Origin of the sequence: Streptomyces sp. NPDC090032, assembly GCF_044748025.1 — a bacterium.
In the GTDB taxonomy this organism is placed as follows: Bacteria; Actinomycetota; Actinomycetes; order Streptomycetales; family Streptomycetaceae; genus Streptomyces.
In genome coordinates, this window is sequence record NZ_JBIVFF010000007.1 from 314,954 (window position 1) to 332,811 (window position 17,858).

The window sequence follows — 17,858 nt, forward strand, 5'->3', positions numbered from 1 at the left end:
CCTTGACAGTCATCCGATGAATTTATAGCTTCCGTGGCCAGACGCTCCACAATTGAGCCAACTGTCCATCAAACGTTGGATGTTCGGTCCGTAGATCGATGGTCAATCCCGACCTGCCCGGCCTCAGGAGTCCCCGTGCGTACCGTCCCAGGTTTCCGCAAGAGTCGAAGATCTCCGTTCCCCGGTCTGCTCGCCGCGTCGGTGGCCGTCACGTTGGGCCTCGGCGCCGCCACCGCGCCCACCGCGTCGGCAGCCGCGGGTGGCGGCAAGACCGTCACCCTCCACGTGGCGCCCACCGGCGACGATCACGCCAACGGCTCGGCGGCCAGGCCGTTCCGCACAGTGGAGCGCGCCCAGGAAGCCGCTCGCAAGGAGGTGCGCAAGCACCGGGCGCGACCCGTCGACGTCGTGGTGCACGCGGGCACCTACCGGCTGGACCACACCCTGACGTTCGGCCCGGAAGACTCCGGCACGGACCGCGCCCCGGTCCGCTACCTCGCCGCACCCGGTGAACGCGTCGTCATCAGCGGCGGCCGATCCCTGCGGCCTCAGTGGACCTCGTACAACGACACCGTCAAGGTCGCCGACGTAGGCGCGGGTCTGGACTTCGACGGTCTCTTCCTGGACGGGGAACGCCAGGTTCTCGCCCGCTACCCCGACTACGACCCCAAGACCGCGATCCTGGGTGGCTACGCTGCGGACGCCATCTCGGCGCAGCGTGTCGCCCGCTGGAAGAACCCCACCACCGCGCTCGTACGCGGCCTGCACCAGGGGGAGTGGGGCGGCAACTCCTATCGGGTCACCGGGCTGAAGGCCGACGGCACCCCGCAACTCGACTGGGTGGGCGACAACAACCGCGGCAGCGGCCTGCACACCACGTACCGCATGGTGGAGAACGTCTTCGAGGAGCTCGACGCCCCCGGCGAGTGGTTCTACGACAAACCAGCGGGGAAGCTCTACTTCTTCCCTCCGAAGGGCGCCGATCTCGCCTCGTCGCACGTCGAGACCGCCGAACTCGACGAACTCATCAGGGTGCAGGGACGCGGACCGGACGACGCCGTGCACGATCTGAGCTTCTCCGGCTTCACGTTCGCCCGCACCCACCGCACCCTGTTCGACCAGCCGTACGAGAAGCTCCAGCTCGGCGACTGGGCGATCGCGCGCGCCGCGGCGGTCCACCTCAAGAACACCGAGAACGTCGCCGTGCGCGACTCGCTCTTCGACCAGGTCGGCGGCAACGCCCTCTTCGTCGACGGCTACAACAGCGAAGACACCGTCTCCGGCAACGAGTTCAGCCACTCGGGCGCCTCCGACGTCGCCGTGGTGGGTAACCGCGACGCGGTACGCGAGCCGTCCACCTGGGACAGCATGCGCAAGACCATCACGGACATCGCACCCGGCCCGAAGTCCGAGAACTACCCGCGCGACATCCGCATCAGCGACAACTACATGCATGACAACGGGCAGTTCGAGAAGCAGACCTCCGGCGTGCAGATCTCGATGAGCCGGCGCGTCACCGTCGACGGCAACACGATCCACGACGGACCACGCGCCTGCGTCGACATCAACGACGGCACCTGGGGCGGGCACGTCATCGAGAACAACGACATCTTCAACTGCGTCAAGGAGACCTCCGACCATGGGCCGATCAACTCCTGGGGCCGCGACAGGTTCTGGCCGCTGACCGCCGACGACGCGACGAAGAAGTCGTACGCGAAGCTCGACGCGATGGACACCACCGTCATCCGGCACAACCGGATCCGCCACTCCTCGCACTGGGACATCGACCTCGACGACGGCAGCTCGAACTACCTCATCGAGGACAACCTCCTCCTCAACGGCGGGGTGAAGCTCCGTGAGGGCTTCCACCGGACCGTGCGCAACAACGTCTTCGTCAACGGCGGCGCCCACTTCCACGTCTGGTACGCGGACAGCGGCGACACGGTGGAGAAGAACATCTTCGTCACCGGCACCCCGTACAGCCTGATCCAGGCCGACATGGCGAAGAGCAGGCCGACCGTCGACAACAACCTGTTCTGGAACAACGGCAGGCCGGTCACCGGCGTGACCGACGCGTGGCGCGCCCTCGGCCTCGACAGGCACTCGGTGACGGCCGACCCCGCGTTCACCGGAGCCTCGCCCTTCACCGACCCGAAGAAGCTCGACTACACGCTCCAGGCGGACTCCCCGGCCCGAGCCCTCGGCTTCCGTCCCTTCGCGATGGACGGCTTCGGGAAGGCCGGCAGTCCCACGCCGCCCCCGCTCGAATGGGTCGACGACACCCCCACCGACACGCTCGATGCGTTCCAGGAGCCGCTGCTGGGAGCATCGGTGACACGTATCTACTCCGACGCGGTCAAGTCGGCGACGGGTCTGACCGACTATGACGGTCTGTATGTGCCCACCGTCCCCACCACGTCGGAGGCATACCGGCAGGGTCTGCGCACGAACGACGTCATCCGGGAGATCGACGGCAAGAAGGTCACCGGCCGCGACAGCTTCTGGAGCGTCTACAACCGCTCGGCCCCGGGCGCCGACGTCCCGCTGACGATCTGGCGCAGCCAGGCCTCCAGCCAACTCACTGTCCATAAGCCCGAGTCGGGCGAACAGATCAACAACACGTCCGGGGTCGTGTACGGCGGCTCGGGCTGGGACTGGAAGAACGCCTCGCGCGGCGGCGCGGGCGGCTGGGCCGACGACGTGCACGCCACACAGAACAAGGGCGACTCCTTCGAGCTCACCTTCAACGGCACGGCGATCGACGTCATCACCCAGATCAACAGCGACGAGGGGCAGGTCGACCTGTACGTGGACGGACAGCCGGTGGGCACGATCGACAACTCGAGCCCCACTCGGCAGCATCAGCAGACCGTGTTCACCAAGTCGGGCCTGACGCCGGGCGAACACACCATCAAGGGCGTGATGAAGACGGGCGCCTATCTGATCGTGGACAGCTTCAAGGTCCGCTAGCCGACGTCGGGGGTCCGGTCTGCCCTCCGGGCGGGAGCCGCGTCCTCGTCGAACAGGGGGAACAGCCGCGCCGCGGCCGCGACTGCCACGGTGTCCGCCGGGCGCGTCGCGGCCGCGTCGTGACGCGCCTGGAACTCTGTCATCAACTGGCGTATGGACGCGGCCAGCTGGGCCGTCTCTTCGGGGCTGAGGCGCAGCACGGCGCTGAACGACTCGTCGTGACGCCACGCCGCCGGTGCCTGTTCCAGGTGAGCAAGTCGGTGCCGGTAGCTCTCGTCCAGGCCGTGGGTCGGCGCGGTGAACTCCACCGGGCCGGCCTGGTCCGTCAGGTGGGCGGACTCCCAGCGCAACTGCCACGGACGGGCCCGTCCGTCCGTGGGCGGCGCCTCCTCGATGAGGCCGTAGCGCGCGAGCTGGCGCAGATGGAACGAGCAGAGCCCGGAGCTGTGGCCGAGGCGGGCGGCGGCCTCGGTGGACGTGACCGTGCCGACCTCGGCGAGCAGGTCGAGGAGTGCGATCCGGACCGGATGGTCGGGCAGGGGGCGGCGTGCTCCGTGCGGCGGGATCCACGGGCCGGAGCCGACGGCAGGGCCGGGGCGGTTGGGGGCTGTGGATCGTTCCTTGTCGCTCATTTTGCAAAGAGTGCTACTTTGCAAAGCAGTTGGTCAAGTCGGTCAGGTCTGCCGGGCCGGGCCGGGGGATGCGCCCCGGTCCTTCTCCGGCCTGCTCAGGAGGCGTCAACACCCATGTCCTTTCGGCTGAGTGACGGAACATCACAGGACCTCAGGGTGCGGGTGCAGGGTGTTGCGGTGGACTCCTACCCGGCCCTTCCCCCCGAGGTCGCGCGCGGAACGGTGCGCCGCATCACCGTCGTGGGGGAGGAGATCCTGCACCGCCGCTGCCGCGAGGTGACGCAGTTCGGAACCCCTCAACTGGCTTGCCTGATCGACGACATGTTTGCCACGAACGCCGTCGCGGACGGCGCGGCCATCGCCGCCAACCAGGTCGACGTGGACCTCCAGTTGTTCGTGTGGGACATCACTGACGACTGGGGCGTGCGTCATGTCGGACACATCGCCAACCCCGTCCTCGACGAACTGCCCGCGGCGCAGCGCGTCCTGGCCGAGGAGTCGGAGGGCTGCCTGTCGGTCCCCGGGCCCTACAAGCTCGTGCCTCGGCCGGAGCGCGCAGTCGTCCGGGGCCGCGACAAGGACGGCGATCCGCTGGTGATCGAGGGGCGGGGCTACTTCGCGCGCTGCCTGCAGCACGAGACGGATCACCTCTACGGCCGCACGTACCTGGACCGGCTCGCCCGACGCGAACGCAAGGCGGCGCTGAGCGAGATGGAGGACACGAAGGACAGTGTGTTCGCCCGCCGAGCGGCCCGCGCCGCCGAACTGGGCAAGTGACACCCCGGCCGGTCTGCGGACGGCGGCGCCTAGGATCGCGGTCATGGCAATGTTCGTGCACCTGACGCCCCAGGCCAACGCGACGCGCATCAGGCGGTCGGGTATCCGGGCCGGCGGCAAGCACCAGGACGGCGGGCGTGGGGTGTTCTGCTTCCCCGTGCTCGCGTCGTACACGCTCACGCACCAGTGGCTGCGGGAGCTGGCACGGCACGGCGGGCCGCGCGGGCTTGTCGCCGTCCAGGTGCGGCTGTCCGACGACGAGCCGGTCACGGTGGGCCGGTACAACCGCGCCCCGCTGGCGACGACGGCGAGTGACGCGGTGCGCCGCGTGGCCGCGATGGACGACCCGCGCGGGTGGGAGGTGTTCGTCCCCCGGGCTGTTGCCAAAGGCGAGGTACAGCGCGTCCGCGCCGTCCGGCAGGTGACCGGATGGCGCTACTTCCCCGACGCGCACGGCGTCGTGCCGTGCACGTGCGCGGGCTGTCGGGTGCGAGGCGAATACGGGTCCCGGCGGCTGCGTGAACGCAGGCCGCACCCGCACGACGGCCCGCCGCCCCCGGCGCCGGTCCTGCTGCGACGCGTGGAGACGGCCGGAGATCCGGGCGACGCCACGGCGTTGTGCGAGGCGCTGCACTGGTTCGGCCTGCGTCGGCGGGGCCCGGTGGAGCGCCTCTCGCGGCTCGCCGACCACCCGGAGCCGGCGGTGCGCGAGGCTCTCGCCGACGCGGTCGCCGGCTGGTCGACGCCCGGGGTCGACGCGCTCCTCGACCGCCTCGTGGCCGACCCGGACCCCGACGTACGGGAGCTGGCGACGGCCGTCGTCGAACGGCGGGAGGAGAGACGTGCGCGTCGATGAGTGGTGGTGGGAACACCAGGCGTGGCACGCTCCCCCATCTGTGGCGCCGCGCCGTCCAGGATGGGCGTCATGAACCCACGCGTCACCTTGATCACCGGAGCGACCCAGGGCCTGGGCCGCGGCATCGCGTTCGACCTCGCCACGCGCGGCGACACCCTCCTCCTGCACGGCCGCGACGCGGGGCGGCTCGAAGCGGTCGCCGCCGACGTGCGGGAGGCCGCACCGGACGCCACGGTCCGTACGTACCTGGCCGACCTCTCGGACCTCGACCAGGTGCGGGCCATGGCGGACCGGATCCGCGACGCCGAACCCCGTCTGGACACGCTGGTCAACAACGCGGTCGCCGGCGCCGGCGCGGATCCGCTGCGGCGGGAGGTGAGCGCGCAGGGCCACGAACTGCGGTTCGCTGTCAACCACTTGGCCCCGTACGCCCTGATCCGTGGCCTCCTGCCCCTGCTCAAGGCCTCCGCCCCCACGCGCGTCGTCAACGTCGCGTCCATGGGGCAGGAGCGCATCGACTTCGACGACGTCATGCTGGAGCGGGACTACGAGGGGCTGCGGGCGTACTGCCGCAGCAAGCTCGCCCTGATCATGGCAACGTTCGCGCTGGGTGCGGAACTCGAAGGCACGGGTGTCACGGTCAATGCCCTGCATCCGGCGCATCTCATGGACACGGAGGGCGTGCGCGCGTATGGCTTCACCCCCGTGACGGGAATCGACGAGGGGGTACGGCCGACGGTGCGGCTGATCACGGACCCGGAGCTCGCCTCCACCACAGGCCGGTACTTCGACCGCTTCAGGGACGCGCGCGCCCACGAGCAGGCCTACGACAAGGAGGCGCGTCGGCGCCTGATGGCCCTGACGGACGAGCTGACCGGGTACGGCCCAGCAGCATCGTGATCCGGACGTCGATGTCCCGGGACAGCGGGGTCCGTCGGACACCGGCCGCCCCGGGACATCGTCCCCTCCTACTGGGTGGTGACGTGGACGTAGTCCACGACGAGCTGCTGGGGGAAGCTCGTGCTGCCGTCGGGGTCGCCGGGCCAGTAGCCGCCGACCGCGAGGTTCAGGATCAGGAAGAACGGCTTGTTGAACGCCCATTGGTTGCCGCCGACGTCGGCGGGCGTGCGGGTCTGGTAGACGTTGCCGTCGACCGACCACTTGACGGAGTTCGGGGCCCAGTCCACGGCGAACGTGTGGAATCCGTCGGCGAAGGCCTGCCCGCCAGGCAGCGTGTACGCCGCGCCGATGCCGCCCGATCCGGAGTATCCGGGGCCGTGCAGCGTGCCGTGGACCGTGCTGGGTTCGAAGCCGACGTTCTCCATGACGTCGATCTCGCCGCTGGCCGGCCAGCCGACGCTGCCTATGTCGTCCCCGAGCATCCAGAACGCGGGCCACATGCCCTGCCCGCGCGGCACCTTCATACGGGCCTCGACGTGGCCGTAGGCCTGGGTGAACTTGCCCGAGGTGTTGAGGCGGGCCGAGGTGTACTCACAACGCCCGTACCAGCACTGGTAGTTGCCCGGGTTCTCCTTGCGGGCCGTGATGACCAGGTTGCCCTGGCCGTCCAGCGCGGCGTTGCTGTTGCCCGCGGTGTAGAACTGCCGCTCATGGTTGTTGACGTTGTCGCCGGTCTCGATCTGCCACTTGCCGCCGTCGACGGCAGAGCCCGCGGCGCCGTTGAAATCATCGGTGAACGTGGCCGCGGCGGCTTTCGCGGGACTGTCGATGGGCGCCGGGGCGGCGGACGCGCCGCTGGGTATCGCCGCCAGGCTTGCGGCGCAACAGGCCAGGGAGGCGGCGTACAGGGAGGCGCGGCGGCGCCAGGATGAGCGCAAGGTCATCACATCGCTTCACGTGGGGGGGCGTGTGGGGGGTCGCGTGCATGACAAAGAAGCGAACGAAGTATCCGGAAGTGAACGCCGACGGCGGCCACTTGAGGCACTTCCTTCACTTCTTGATTTAAAGGAGTGCCCATCGTGGCGTCAAGGCATTGGCGTGTACCAAGTGCAAGGCGCGACCCCGCAGGCGCCGTGACTGCGGGGTCGCGCGGACCGTGGTACCCGAACGGGGCGCACGCACGGGAGGCGCTCGACGAGGAACCCGCCACGCCACCTACATCGGCTTCGGTGCCACAGCCTCCAAGGCGTCCACGGAGCCGGACATGACGGTGCGCACGTGCTCGGTGAGGTGCTCGGCGGGCCAGTGCCACCAGGCGAGGGCGAGCAGGCGCTCGACGTCGTCGTCGGAGTAGCGGCGGCGGATGAGCTTCGCCGGATTGCCGCCCACGATCCCGTAGTCGGGCACGTCGTCGACGACGACGGAACCCGAGGCGATGATCGCCCCGTGTCCGATGCGCACGCCGGGCATCACCGTGGTGCGGTAGCCGAACCACACGTCGTTCCCGACGACCGTGTCACCCCGGCCGGGCAGGCCGCTGATGAGATCGAAGTGGTCCGCCCACGAACCTCCCATGATGGGGAAGGGGAACGTCGACGGGCCGTCCATACGGTGGTTGGCGCCGTTCATGATGAACCGCACGCCCTCGCCCAGCGCGCAGAACTTGCCGATGACCAGCTTCTCCGGCCCGTAGTGGTACAGCACGTTGCGCGTCTCGAACGCGGTCGGGTCGCCGGGATCGTCGTAGTACGAGAACTCGCCGACCTCGATCAGCGGCGAGGTGACAAGCGGCTTGAGCAATACGACCCGCGACTGCTCCGGCATGGGGTGAAGCACGGTCGGATCGGCGGGCACGAACGACATGACAGATCAACTTCCTTACGCCGCAGGGGATGATGACGGATGGTCATGATCTCAGAGGCGTGGGCGTTGCGTATGTGCGTGCGCCGGGGTCTCGGACGTACCGTCGTGCACGTCAGGGCCAATACCGTCAGGGCCATACTCGTGTCTCACCGAAACGGCAGGAACGCTCCATGAGTACCACGCACTACGACGTCGTCGTCCTGGGCGCCGGGCCCGGTGGCTACACCGCGGCCGTGCGCGCCACCCAGCTGGGACTTCGCGTGGCGGTCGTCGAGGAGAAGTACTGGGGTGGTGTCTGCCTGAACGTGGGCTGCATCCCGTCCAAGGCGCTCCTGCGCAACGCCGAGCTCGCGCACATCTTCACGCAGCAGGCCTCTACGTTCGGCATCCACGTCGACGGAGAGGTCAGCTTCGACTACGGCGAGGCCTACCGGCGCAGCCGCAAGGTCGCCGACGGCCGGGTCGCGGGCGTGCACTACCTGATGAAGAAGAACGACATCACCGAGTACGACGGGCGCGGCACGTTCACCGACGACCACACGCTCCGGGTCGACCTCACGGCCGGTGGCACCGAGACCCTCACCTTCGGGAACTGCATCATCGCGACCGGCGCCACCACCCGCCTCCTGCCGGGCACGGCTCTGAGCAACCGCGTGGTCACCTACGAGGAGCAGATCCTCTCCGAGACGCTCCCCGAGTCCATCGTCATCGCGGGCGCCGGAGCGATCGGCGTCGAGTTCGCGTACGTCCTGCACAACTACGGCGTCAAGGTGACCGTCGTCGAGTTCCTGGACCGGATGGTGCCGACCGAGGACGCCGACGTGTCCAAGGAACTCTCCCGCCAGTACCGTAAGTTGGGCATCGAGGTGCACACCGGGACCCGGGTGGAGTCCATCGACGACAGCGATCCGGCGGCCAAGGTGCGCGTCACCGTCTCCAAGGACGGGCAGCAGCGTGTGATCGAGGCCGACAAGGTCCTCCAGGCGATCGGCTTCGCGCCGCGGACCACCGGATACGGGCTCGAGAACACCGGCGTACGGCTCACCGAGCGCGGCGCGATCGACGTGGACGGGCGGGGCCGCACCAGCGTGCCCCACCTCTTCGCGATCGGCGACGTCACCGCGAAGCTGATGCTGGCGCACGCGGCGGAGGCCATGGCCGTGATCGCCGCCGAGACGATCGGCGGCGCGGAGACCATGGAGGTCGACTTCACCATGATCCCGCGCGCCACCTACTGCCAGCCGCAGATCGCCAGCTTCGGCTGGACCGAGGCCCAGGCCCGCGAGCTCGGCTTCGACGTGAAGGTGGCGAAGTTCCCGTTCTCCGCGAACGGGAAGGCCCACGGCCTCGGTGAGCCGACGGGCTTCGTCAAGCTCATCAGCGACAACCGGTACGGCGAACTGCTCGGCGCGCACCTCATCGGCCCCGAAGTCACCGAACTGCTCCCGGAGTTGACGCTGGCTCAGCAGTGGGACCTGACCGTCCACGAAGTGGCCCGCAACGTGCACGCCCACCCGACACTCGGCGAGGCCGTGAAGGAGGCGGTCCACGGGCTGGCCGGACACATGATCAACATGTGACGGCCGGCAGTCCGGGCGGCGCCTCCTCCGGCGGCCACGCTCCCTCGGTCGGGTCCCGATCGGTGCCCGACGTCACGCGGTCGCGAGCGAGACCTCCGTCGACTTGATCAGGGCCACGACGGAGGTACCGGGGGCCAGGGCCAGGTCGGCGACGGCGTCCTTGGTGATGGCGGAGGTCAGCTCGCCGCCCGGGACGCTGACCTTGACGGATGCCATGGCGCCGCCCGTAGCGATGTCGTCGACCGTTCCGGGAAGCTGGTTGCGGATGGACAGGCCCCCGACCGTGCCGGTGGCGAGGGAGACCTCCGTGGACTTGACCAGGGCGCGTACGGCGGATCCCTCGGCGAGGCCGAGGTCCTTGACGGCGTCCAGGGTGATCGCCGCGGTGATGTCCTGGCCGCCGTCGAGGCGGACCCTGACCGTCGCCATGGCTTCACCCGCGGTGATGCCCGTAACGCTGCCGGGAAGCTGATTGCGGATGCTCAGGCTCATACGGAACGCCTCACAGAAATGGTATGGAATGTCAGGCTTTGGGCCTGCGTAGGGCTCACCGTAGCCGGGTCGGGTACGGCCGTGTGTGAGGCCCATCGCATCTGAGAGGTGAAGTGGCGTGAGTGACTGGCAGGTCGGAGGTGCCGACTCCGCCACCGGTTCTCGCGGGTGCCGCGTCAGGCCGGATACGCGTGAGTCTGCGTCGCCTTGACCGCGGCCCAGACCGGGGCCCCCGGGTGCAGGTTCAGTTCGGCGGCGGCGACCGTGGTGAGGTCGGCGGCGAGCTCGAGTTCACCCGTCAGGTCCGCGCGGATCTGGTCCCCGTGCGTCTCGAGGCCGGCGACCTGACAGCGCCACAGATTCCGGGCGCTGGCGCCCGTGGGCCGGTCCCGGTACAGGGTCACGGCGATCGGCGGGAACGCCACGAAAGCGGGTCCCGACAGCTCCTCGCTGGTCGCGATCTCCGGCCCGGAGTCGACCCGCACCACGTGCCCGTCGGCCTGCCCTTTGTAGAGGTTGAGGCCGACCAGCTGGGCGATGTAGTCCGTACGCGGACGACGGGCGATGTTGCCGGGGGCGCCCTCCTGGACGACGCGGCCGTGCTCTATGACGACGAGGCGGTCGGCGAGCACCATCGCGTCGAGCGGGTCGTGGGTGACCAGCACGGCGACCGCCTCGAAGTCGGCCAGGTGGCGCCGGAGTTGGGCGCGCACGTCGAGGCGGGTGCGGGCGTCGAGCGCGGCGAGCGGCTCGTCGAGGAGCAGCAGCCGGGGGTGGGTGGCCAGCGCGCGGGCCACGGCGACGCGCTGGGCCTGACCGCCGGACAGCCGTCGCGGCTTGGCCCCGTGATGGTCGGCGAGGCCCATGCGGTCCAGCCACTTCGCGGCCTGCTCGCGCGCCTCGGCCTTGGACGCGCCGTGGCAGCGCGGTCCGAAGGCCACGTTGTCCAGGGCGCTCAGGTGGGGGAAGAGGAGGTAGTCCTGGAATACCACGCCGACCGGCCGCGACTCGGGCGCCGTACGGTCCAACGCGGCGCCGTCGAGGTGCAGATGACCGCCCGTGAGCGGCGTGAGCCCGGCCAGGGCGCGCAGGGCGGTGGTCTTGCCGGCGCCGTTGGGCCCGAGGAGCGCGACGACGTCTCCAGGGGCGACGTTCAGTGCGACGTCGAGACGGAAGGTGCCCCGGTCTACGACGAGGTGGGAATCCAGCCCTTCGGCGCGGGTTCCTTCGGCGGGGGCGCCACCGGCGACCTGGTCGATGTGCGTCATGAGGTCGTCATCCGGTGGTCGGACGGTCCGGCGAGGACCGTGAGGGGGCGGGCGGGGCCGGTCATGACGCCGTCATCCAGCGGTCCCGCAGCCCCGCGAGGACCGCGATCGACACGGCGAGCAGCACGAGGCTGAGGGCGATGGCGGCGTCCGGGTCGTTCTGCAGCGCCAGGTACACGGCCAGCGGCATGGTCTGCGTACGGCCGGGGAAGTTGCCCGCGAACGTGATGGTCGCGCCGAACTCGCCGAGCGCGCGGGCCCAGGCGAGAACGGCACCCGCGGCGATGCCCGGCATGATCAGCGGCAGCGTCACCCTGCGGAACGCAGTGAAACGGGAGGCGCCCAGCGTCGCGGCGGCCTCCTCGAACCGCGGATCGGCGGCGCGCAGCGTGCCCTCCACACTGATGACGAGGAACGGCATCGCCACGAACGACTCCGCGACCACGACCCCCGCCGTGGTGAACGGCAGCGTGATCCCGAACCACGAGTCCAGCAGCTGCCCGACGACGCCGTTGCGGCCCAGGGCCAGCAGCAGGGCCACACCGCCCACCACCGGCGGCAGTACGAGCGGCAGCGTCACCAGGGCCCGGACGAGGCCGCGCCCGCGGAACTCCGTGCGGGCGAGCAGCCAGGCCAGCGGCACCCCGAGGACCAGGCTCACCGCCGTGGCCGCCGTCGCGCAGATCAGCGACAGCTGGAGGGCCTGCCAGACCTCCGTACTGGTGAGCTGTTCCGGCAGGCCGCGCCAAGGGGCCCGTACGAGCAGGGCGATCAGGGGCAGCAGCAGGAACGCGAGGCCGACGAGCGCGGGCAGCAGAAGCGGCAGCGGTACGCCGCGCCCTGTGCCCGCCCGCAGACGCCGACGCCGCGGCCCGGCCCCACGGGTGTCGCCACCCGTGCGGACCTCGGCCGCGGCGCTGGACTTGTCGAGCTCGGTCACGGCTTGAGGAACCCGGCCGCCGTCAGGACCTTCTGGCCCTCGGGGGACTGCACGAGCGCGATGAACTCCTTGGCCGCCTCGGCGTTGGGCGCGTCCTTCAGCAGAGCGATCGGGTAGTCGTTGATGGCCTTGGCGGACTCGGGGAACTCCACGCCCTCCACCTTGTTGCCCGCGGCCTTCACGTCGGTCTTGTAGACGACGGCGGCGTCGGCCTCCTTCAACTCCACCTTCGTCAGGGCGCTCTTGACGTCCTGCTCGTACGAGGCCGGGGTGAGCTTCAGCTTGCTGGCGTCCAGCGCCTTCTGCGCGGCGGCGCCACAGGGCACCGTCTTGTCGCAGAGCACGACCTTGAGGTCGGACTGGGTGAGGTCCTTGAGGGAGGCGACCTTGTCGGGGTTGCCCGGCAGGGTCGCGATCTCCAGCTGGTTGCGCACGAACGTGGACGGGGCGCCGGACGCGTCCTTCTTGTCCGTCACGATCGCCATCGTCTTGGGGCTGGCGGCGGCGAACACGTCGGCGGGCGCGCCGCCGGTGATGCTGGCGGCGAGGGTGTCACTGCCGCCGAAACTGAACGTCACCTTCGTGCCTGGGTGGGCCTTCTCGAAGTCCTTGCCCAGGGTCGTGAAGCTCTCCTTGAGCGAGGCGGCCGCGAAGACGGTCACCGTGCCCGTCAGCTTCTTGGAGGAGTCCTTGGACGCCGAGGCGGAGGAGTCCTTCTTGGGCGACGAGTCCGAGCCGGAGGAACAGGCGCTCAGCGCCAGCAGCGCGGCGACGCCTATGCCGGTCACCTGCAGGGTCCGGCGGGTACGGCGCGCGTAACGGGTCATCACGGGGTTACTCCCTAGGGCTCTCTTGAGGAGAATCGGGCTGATTCTCCGCGAAGCGTCCGGCGGACACTTCAAGGACTCTCGACGACCACATTGGTCGATTTGATCACGGCGACGGCAGGCACACCGGGTTCCAGCTCCATCTGCTCGGCCGACTCCCGGCTGACCATGGCCACCACCCGGAAGGGTCCGGCCTGGATCTCCACCTGAGCCGACACATCCCCGAGGATCACCTCGGTGACGATGCCGGACAGCCGGTTGCGCGCCGAGGATCCGTTGTTCGTCCGCTCGGCGCGGTGCAACTCGCGAGTGAAGGACGCCAGGTCCGGCCCGGGGATGATCCGGCGGCCCAGCTCGTCACGCTCGGCATGCAGCTTCCCACTGTCGACCCAGCGCCGAAGGGTGTCGGCGCTGACGCCCATCAAGGCGGCCGCCTCCCCGATCCGGTAGGTGCGCATGCACGGATCATACTGCCGCAGATGCGAGGGAGAAGTCTCTTGTTGCATCGCATGAGCTGGATCATGCGCGAATAGGGCGGGCATGTGCGTTTGTATGAGAGTGCTGATGCCGTAGCCCGGGTACCGTCCTTCGGGAGGTGGTAGTCCGTGCGTCAATCTCTTACGGCCGCCGGTCCGGTGGCAGAGCTCGCCCTGACCGGCGACGTCGCGCGCCCGGCCCGGCTGACGGTGCCCGATCTGCTCGACTGGCCGCAGCACACGGCCCGGGTCAGCTTCGAGTGCGCCACCAGCGGCACCCAGGAGCACAGCTTCGAGGGCCCGCTGCTGCACGACGTCCTGCACGACGCGGGACCCGGCTTCGACCCCGCCCGGCGCAAGGACCGGCTGCGGTTCCTGATCGCGGTGACCGGAGCCGACGGCCATCACGCCCTGCTGTCCTGGGCGGAGATCGACCCGGACTTCGGGCAGGCCCCCGTCCTGCTCGCCGTCACCATCGACGACACGCCCCTCGACCGGGCCGGACCGCAGCTCGTCCTTCCCCAGGACCGCTGCGGTGCCCGGCACATCAGCGGCATCAACGCGATCCGCGTGGACGGCCGTTACACGTCGTGGGCGTGACAGGGCGCGAGCGCCACCGGCACCCCGGACCTCCCGAGGCCGCGCACTCCCGCGCCGTTTCGGCCGGCGACTCCTGAGCCTGCTGAGACGGCCGCTGCCCGCAGGCGTTCAGGCGCGGTCGATGTGCACGTTCGTCGACTTCACGCGGGCGGTGGCCTCCGCGCCGACCTCAAGTCCCAGCTCCTCCACGGCCTCACGGGTGAGCAGCGACACCAGCCGGTGAGGGCCCGCCTGGATCTCCACCTGGGCCGCGACATCGCCCAGCTTCACGGCGGTGACGATGCCCGGGAAGGCGTTGCGCGCGGAGGTGTAGGAGATGTCGTCCTCGACGCCGGTCCTGGCGATCTCGACGGAGAGGGCGGCCAGGTCCCTGCCGTCGACGAGGCGCCGCCCACCCGCGTCACGATGGGTGGCGACTCTGCCCGCATCGGCCCACCGGCGCGCGGTGTCCGGGCTCACGCCGAGGAGCCGGGCGGCCTGGCCGATCGTGTAGGACTGCATACGCGCCAAGATAGACGAAACCTCAGGTGAGCCCGTTCTCGGCGAGCCGCATCGTGAACCACAGTGCGGGGTCCTCCGGCAGCACGTAGCGCTCCACTTCCACGAATCCGTGCTTCTCCGCGAACCGCACCCCGGCCACGTTGGACGCGAGGACGACCGTCTCGATGACTGCTGCGTCCAGTGCGCGCGCGTGCTTCAGGCCGTGCCGGTAGAGCACTTCCCCGAAGCCCTGCCGGCGGTGGTCGGGGAGCACCCGGGCGATCACCGTGGCCGTGGCGGTGTCGTTCGTCGGCGGGCGCACCGTCGTGCAGCCCACGGGGGTGTCGCCGAGATAGGCGACTTCCAGATGATTGCGCCCCACCCGCTCACGTACGTCGTCGAGGCACAGCGGGTCGGCAGGGATGATCAGGTTGTGGACGTGACGCCAGTCCTCGATCAGGGCGTCGCCCCGTACCTTCTCCATGCGCAGTTCAGTCATCGCAGCAGGAAATCGTGGGCCTCGTGGAACGTCAACTGCATTAGTCCTGGAGGGAATGCGTCGAGGCGTCAGCGCGTCGAAGCGTCAGCGGTCGGTTCGTCGATCTCCGGGGCCGGTTCGCCGGTGAGGGACTGCTCGGCCCAGATGATTTTCCCTTCGAGGGTGTAGCGCGCTCCCCAGCGCTGGGAGAACTGGGAGACGAGAAACAGGCCGCGCCCGCCCTCGTCGGTGGTGCGGGGGTGGCGCAGATGCGGTGCGCTGGCGCCCGCGTCGGACACCTCGCAGATCAGTGCCCGCTCGACGATCAGACGCAGCCGGATCGGCCCGGACGCGTACCGGATCGCGTTGGTGACGAGTTCGCTGACGACGAGCTCCGTGGTGAAGGCGAGTTCCTCCAGGCCCCAATCGCCCAGCTGTCGGGTGACCTTCTTGCGTGCCTCGGCGACGACCGCCGGATCGCTCTCCAGGTCCCACGAGGCGACCTGCCCGGTGCCCAGGCGGTGGGTGCGGGCGAGCAGCAGGGCCACATCGTCGTTCGGGCGCGAAGGAACCAGTGCGTCGACGACGGCCACGCAGCGGCCGTCCAAGGACGGGGTGCGCAACTCCAGTACGTTGCGCAGGCGTTCCCTGCCCGCGTCGAGGTCGGGCTCGCGGCCGGGTTCCCGTCGGTCGACGGCGAGCAGCCCGTCGGTGTGCAGCGCGAGCTCGGAGCCCTCCGCCAGGCAGAACTCGGCCGCCTCGAAGGGCAGGCCGCCCGTCCCGAGCGCCGGCCCGATCGGAAGGTCGGGGAAGGAGACCGCGCCGTCGGGGGTGACGAGCGCGGGCGGGGGATGCGCGGAGCTGGCCATGGCGCACTGGCCGCTGACCGGGTCGTACACCACGTACAGACAGCTGGAGCCCACGGCCTGGACCGCGCTGGGGGCGTCCTCCTCGCGCGCGCCTCTGATGACGAGGTCGTCGAGGTGGGCGAGCACCTCCTCCGGCGGGAGGTCCAGATCGGCGAGGGTCTGGACCGCGGTGCGCAGCCGTCCCATGGCCGCGGCGCCGTCGATGCCGTGGCCGGGGACGTCGCCCACGACGAGGGCGACCCGGGCACCGGACAGCGGGATGACGTCGAACCAGTCCCCGCCGAGGCCCGTCAGTTCGTCCGCGGGCCGGTAGCAGGCGGTGACGTCCACCGCGTCCTGGTCGGGCAGGTGGCTGGGCAGCAGACTCCGCTGAAGCACCAGCGCGGCGTCGCGTTCGCGTGTGTAGCGGCGGGCGTTGTCCACGCAGATCGCGGCGCGGGCGACGAACTCCTCCGCGAGAGCCAGATCGTTCTCGTCGAACGGGTCCGGGCGGTCGCGGCGGAAGAAGCTGGTGACACCTATCGTGATGCCACGCGAGCGGATCGGCACGATCATCATCGAGTGCAGCCCGAGCTCCACGAGGGAGGCCGCCGCGCGGTCGAGGTCGGTGGCGGTCCAGTCCATGGCCCGGGGATCCACCTGCTCCTCGTACCAGGACTCGCCGCTGGTCAGGACACGGACGGGAGGTGATTCCGCTCGGTAGCGGGCCGTCTGCCCGATGCGGATGATGGTCTCGGGGACGCCCTCCCGCACCGACCGGTGGCCCGCGCGCCGCAGCGTGACCATCTCCGAGTCGCTCGGCGGCCCCGGCAACGGCTCGGCCCCTTCGAGCACCGAATCCAGCAGATCCACGGCGACGAAGTCCGCGAGCCCGGGCACCGCCACGTCGGCCAGTTCCTGCGCGGTCTGCATGACGTCCAGACTCCGGCCGATGTGCTCGCCGGCCCGGTTCAGGAGGGCGAGCCGCTGCCGGGCCAGATAGCGCTCGGTGATGTCCATGGCCGTGTAGTACACGCCCAGCGGGTGCCCGCTGTCGTCGTGGAGCCGTGTGAACGACATGGCGTGGCAGCACTGACGGTGCGGGGCCGACTGCACGCGGCCCACCTGCTCGTATCCGACGACCGTTTCGCCCGTCTCCAGGACCTGGCGCATCTTCGCTTCGAGCCGCTCGGAGTCCAGCCCCGGCTGGATGTCCGCCAGCCTGCGTCCGATACGTTCCTGCGCCGGGCCGCCGCCGAACTGCGCCAGCGCGTCGTTCGACCACACGTACCGCAGGTCCGTGTCCACGATGGCGATCCCCAGGGGAGAGCGCGTGGCCATCTGCTCGAGGACGGAGCGGCTCATGGCCCATCCCTGCGCCCCCGCCAGGTCCGTCACGAGCATGATCCAGCGCTCGGACCCCGGGCCGAGCTGAGCCTCCGCGATGCGCACCATCAGGGCGACCGGGTGTCCGTCGCGGTGCCTCGCCGTCAGGATCCCGGACCAGCTCCCGTCCCTCTTGCACTGCTCGCCGATCGCGGGGATCCGGGCCGCGTCCGCGGGCAGCAGCAGTTCGGTCAGTTTCCGGCCCACGACCTCGGCGGCCGCGTATCCCAGCAGCTGCCCGCCTCCGACGGACCAGCCGGACACCATCCCGTGTGCGTCGAGCAGCACCGGCGCGGCGTCCGCCACGTCGAAGCGCTGCTCGGCGGCATCGCTGTGCTCGCTCGTCCCCACGGCGCCCCGCTCCGTCCTGAGAGTTGCTTTTCCCTATCCTCCATTCTTCACCTCGTGTGCGGATGACGGCGCCTGTTGGCCGTCCGCGCGCGCCCACGCCGGAAAAATCGGGGGCGCCCGCCCCGCGTTCCTTG

At 70.0% G+C, this 17,858-nt stretch carries 17 protein-coding genes; 6 read left to right on the forward strand and 11 right to left on the reverse strand.

Annotation, left to right across the window (positions count from 1 at the left end):
• Positions 1-135: 135 nt before the first annotated feature.
• Positions 136-2,970: a right-handed parallel beta-helix repeat-containing protein gene (locus tag ACIPWY_RS19655; protein WP_401534052.1), complete on the forward strand. Its 2,835-nt coding sequence runs from the start codon at positions 136-138 to the stop codon at positions 2,968-2,970.
• On the opposite strand, the gene ACIPWY_RS19660 is transcribed toward ACIPWY_RS19655, so the two are convergent.
• Positions 2,967-3,602 carry an ArsR/SmtB family transcription factor gene (locus tag ACIPWY_RS19660; RefSeq protein WP_401534054.1) on the reverse strand — a complete coding sequence of 212 codons (636 nt, stop codon included), beginning with the start codon at positions 3,600-3,602 and terminating at the stop codon, positions 2,967-2,969. The two genes, ACIPWY_RS19655 and ACIPWY_RS19660, sit on opposite strands and share 4 nt — an antisense overlap.
• A 114-nt stretch (positions 3,603-3,716) precedes the next feature.
• On the opposite strand from ACIPWY_RS19660, the gene def reads away from it, so the two are divergent.
• The 3 genes from def to ACIPWY_RS19675 all read left to right on the forward strand — a co-directional run bounded on the left by def (position 3,717) and on the right by ACIPWY_RS19675 (position 6,135).
• Positions 3,717-4,379 (forward strand): peptide deformylase, encoded by a 663-nt coding sequence (gene def / locus ACIPWY_RS19665; RefSeq protein ID WP_401534056.1) that lies wholly within the window; start codon positions 3,717-3,719, stop codon positions 4,377-4,379.
• Between the two features lie 43 nt (positions 4,380-4,422).
• Positions 4,423-5,235 (forward strand): HEAT repeat domain-containing protein, encoded by an 813-nt coding sequence (locus tag ACIPWY_RS19670; protein WP_401534058.1) that lies wholly within the window; start codon positions 4,423-4,425, stop codon positions 5,233-5,235.
• A 69-nt stretch (positions 5,236-5,304) separates the two neighbouring features.
• The gene (locus tag ACIPWY_RS19675) at positions 5,305-6,135 is read left to right on the forward strand and encodes an SDR family NAD(P)-dependent oxidoreductase (protein WP_401534060.1); all 831 of its coding nucleotides are present in this window, start codon (positions 5,305-5,307) and stop codon (positions 6,133-6,135) included.
• Positions 6,136-6,203: 68 nt separating this feature from the next.
• Here ACIPWY_RS19675 and ACIPWY_RS19680 read toward each other — a convergent pair whose 3' ends face one another.
• Both ACIPWY_RS19680 and ACIPWY_RS19685 read right to left on the reverse strand, forming a co-directional pair.
• Positions 6,204-7,079 (reverse strand): glycoside hydrolase family 16 protein, encoded by an 876-nt coding sequence (locus ACIPWY_RS19680; protein ID WP_362902914.1) that lies wholly within the window; start codon positions 7,077-7,079, stop codon positions 6,204-6,206.
• Between the two features lie 271 nt (positions 7,080-7,350).
• Positions 7,351-7,998: a CatB-related O-acetyltransferase gene (locus ACIPWY_RS19685; RefSeq protein ID WP_401534063.1), complete on the reverse strand. Its 648-nt coding sequence runs from the start codon at positions 7,996-7,998 to the stop codon at positions 7,351-7,353.
• Between the two features lie 170 nt (positions 7,999-8,168).
• Between ACIPWY_RS19685 and lpdA the strand changes: the two genes are divergently transcribed.
• Positions 8,169-9,578, forward strand: a complete 1,410-nt coding sequence (gene lpdA, locus ACIPWY_RS19690; RefSeq protein ID WP_393700830.1) for a dihydrolipoyl dehydrogenase — start codon at positions 8,169-8,171, stop codon at positions 9,576-9,578.
• Between the two features lie 72 nt (positions 9,579-9,650).
• On the opposite strand, the gene ACIPWY_RS19695 is transcribed toward lpdA, so the two are convergent.
• From ACIPWY_RS19695 to ACIPWY_RS19715, 5 genes are all read right to left on the reverse strand, one after another.
• Entirely contained in the window at positions 9,651-10,070 is a 420-nt protein-coding gene (locus tag ACIPWY_RS19695; protein ID WP_362902920.1) for a TOBE domain-containing protein, read from the reverse strand.
• A 176-nt stretch (positions 10,071-10,246) separates the two neighbouring features.
• A complete protein-coding gene (locus tag ACIPWY_RS19700) occupies positions 10,247-11,338 on the reverse strand; it encodes an ABC transporter ATP-binding protein (RefSeq protein WP_401534066.1) in 1,092 nt (363 codons plus the stop codon).
• A 61-nt stretch (positions 11,339-11,399) separates the two neighbouring features.
• Positions 11,400-12,278 (reverse strand): molybdate ABC transporter permease subunit, encoded by an 879-nt coding sequence (gene modB / locus ACIPWY_RS19705; RefSeq protein ID WP_390018213.1) that lies wholly within the window; start codon positions 12,276-12,278, stop codon positions 11,400-11,402.
• The gene (modA, locus tag ACIPWY_RS19710) at positions 12,275-13,105 is read right to left on the reverse strand and encodes a molybdate ABC transporter substrate-binding protein (RefSeq protein ID WP_362902926.1); all 831 of its coding nucleotides are present in this window, start codon (positions 13,103-13,105) and stop codon (positions 12,275-12,277) included. Before modA ends, modB begins: the two co-directional genes overlap by 4 nt.
• 71 nt (positions 13,106-13,176) lie before the next feature.
• The gene (locus ACIPWY_RS19715; protein ID WP_362902928.1) at positions 13,177-13,563 is read right to left on the reverse strand and encodes a helix-turn-helix transcriptional regulator; all 387 of its coding nucleotides are present in this window, start codon (positions 13,561-13,563) and stop codon (positions 13,177-13,179) included.
• Positions 13,564-13,710: 147 nt separating this feature from the next.
• On the opposite strand from ACIPWY_RS19715, the gene ACIPWY_RS19720 reads away from it, so the two are divergent.
• On the forward strand, positions 13,711-14,181 hold the full coding sequence (locus tag ACIPWY_RS19720; RefSeq protein ID WP_362902930.1) for a molybdopterin-dependent oxidoreductase: 471 nt from the start codon (positions 13,711-13,713) through the stop codon (positions 14,179-14,181).
• Between the two features lie 108 nt (positions 14,182-14,289).
• On the opposite strand, the gene ACIPWY_RS19725 is transcribed toward ACIPWY_RS19720, so the two are convergent.
• The 3 genes from ACIPWY_RS19725 to ACIPWY_RS19735 form a co-directional block, all read right to left on the reverse strand.
• Positions 14,290-14,682, reverse strand: coding sequence for a helix-turn-helix transcriptional regulator (locus ACIPWY_RS19725; RefSeq protein WP_362902932.1), 393 nt, complete (start codon positions 14,680-14,682; stop codon positions 14,290-14,292).
• Positions 14,683-14,704: 22 nt separating this feature from the next.
• A complete protein-coding gene (locus ACIPWY_RS19730) occupies positions 14,705-15,160 on the reverse strand; it encodes a GNAT family N-acetyltransferase (RefSeq protein WP_401534071.1) in 456 nt (151 codons plus the stop codon).
• A gap of 68 nt (positions 15,161-15,228) precedes the next feature.
• Complete coding sequence (locus tag ACIPWY_RS19735; RefSeq protein ID WP_393700840.1) at positions 15,229-17,724, reverse strand: SpoIIE family protein phosphatase; 2,496 nt, start codon at positions 17,722-17,724, stop codon at positions 15,229-15,231.
• Between the last annotated feature and the right edge of the window lie 134 nt (positions 17,725-17,858).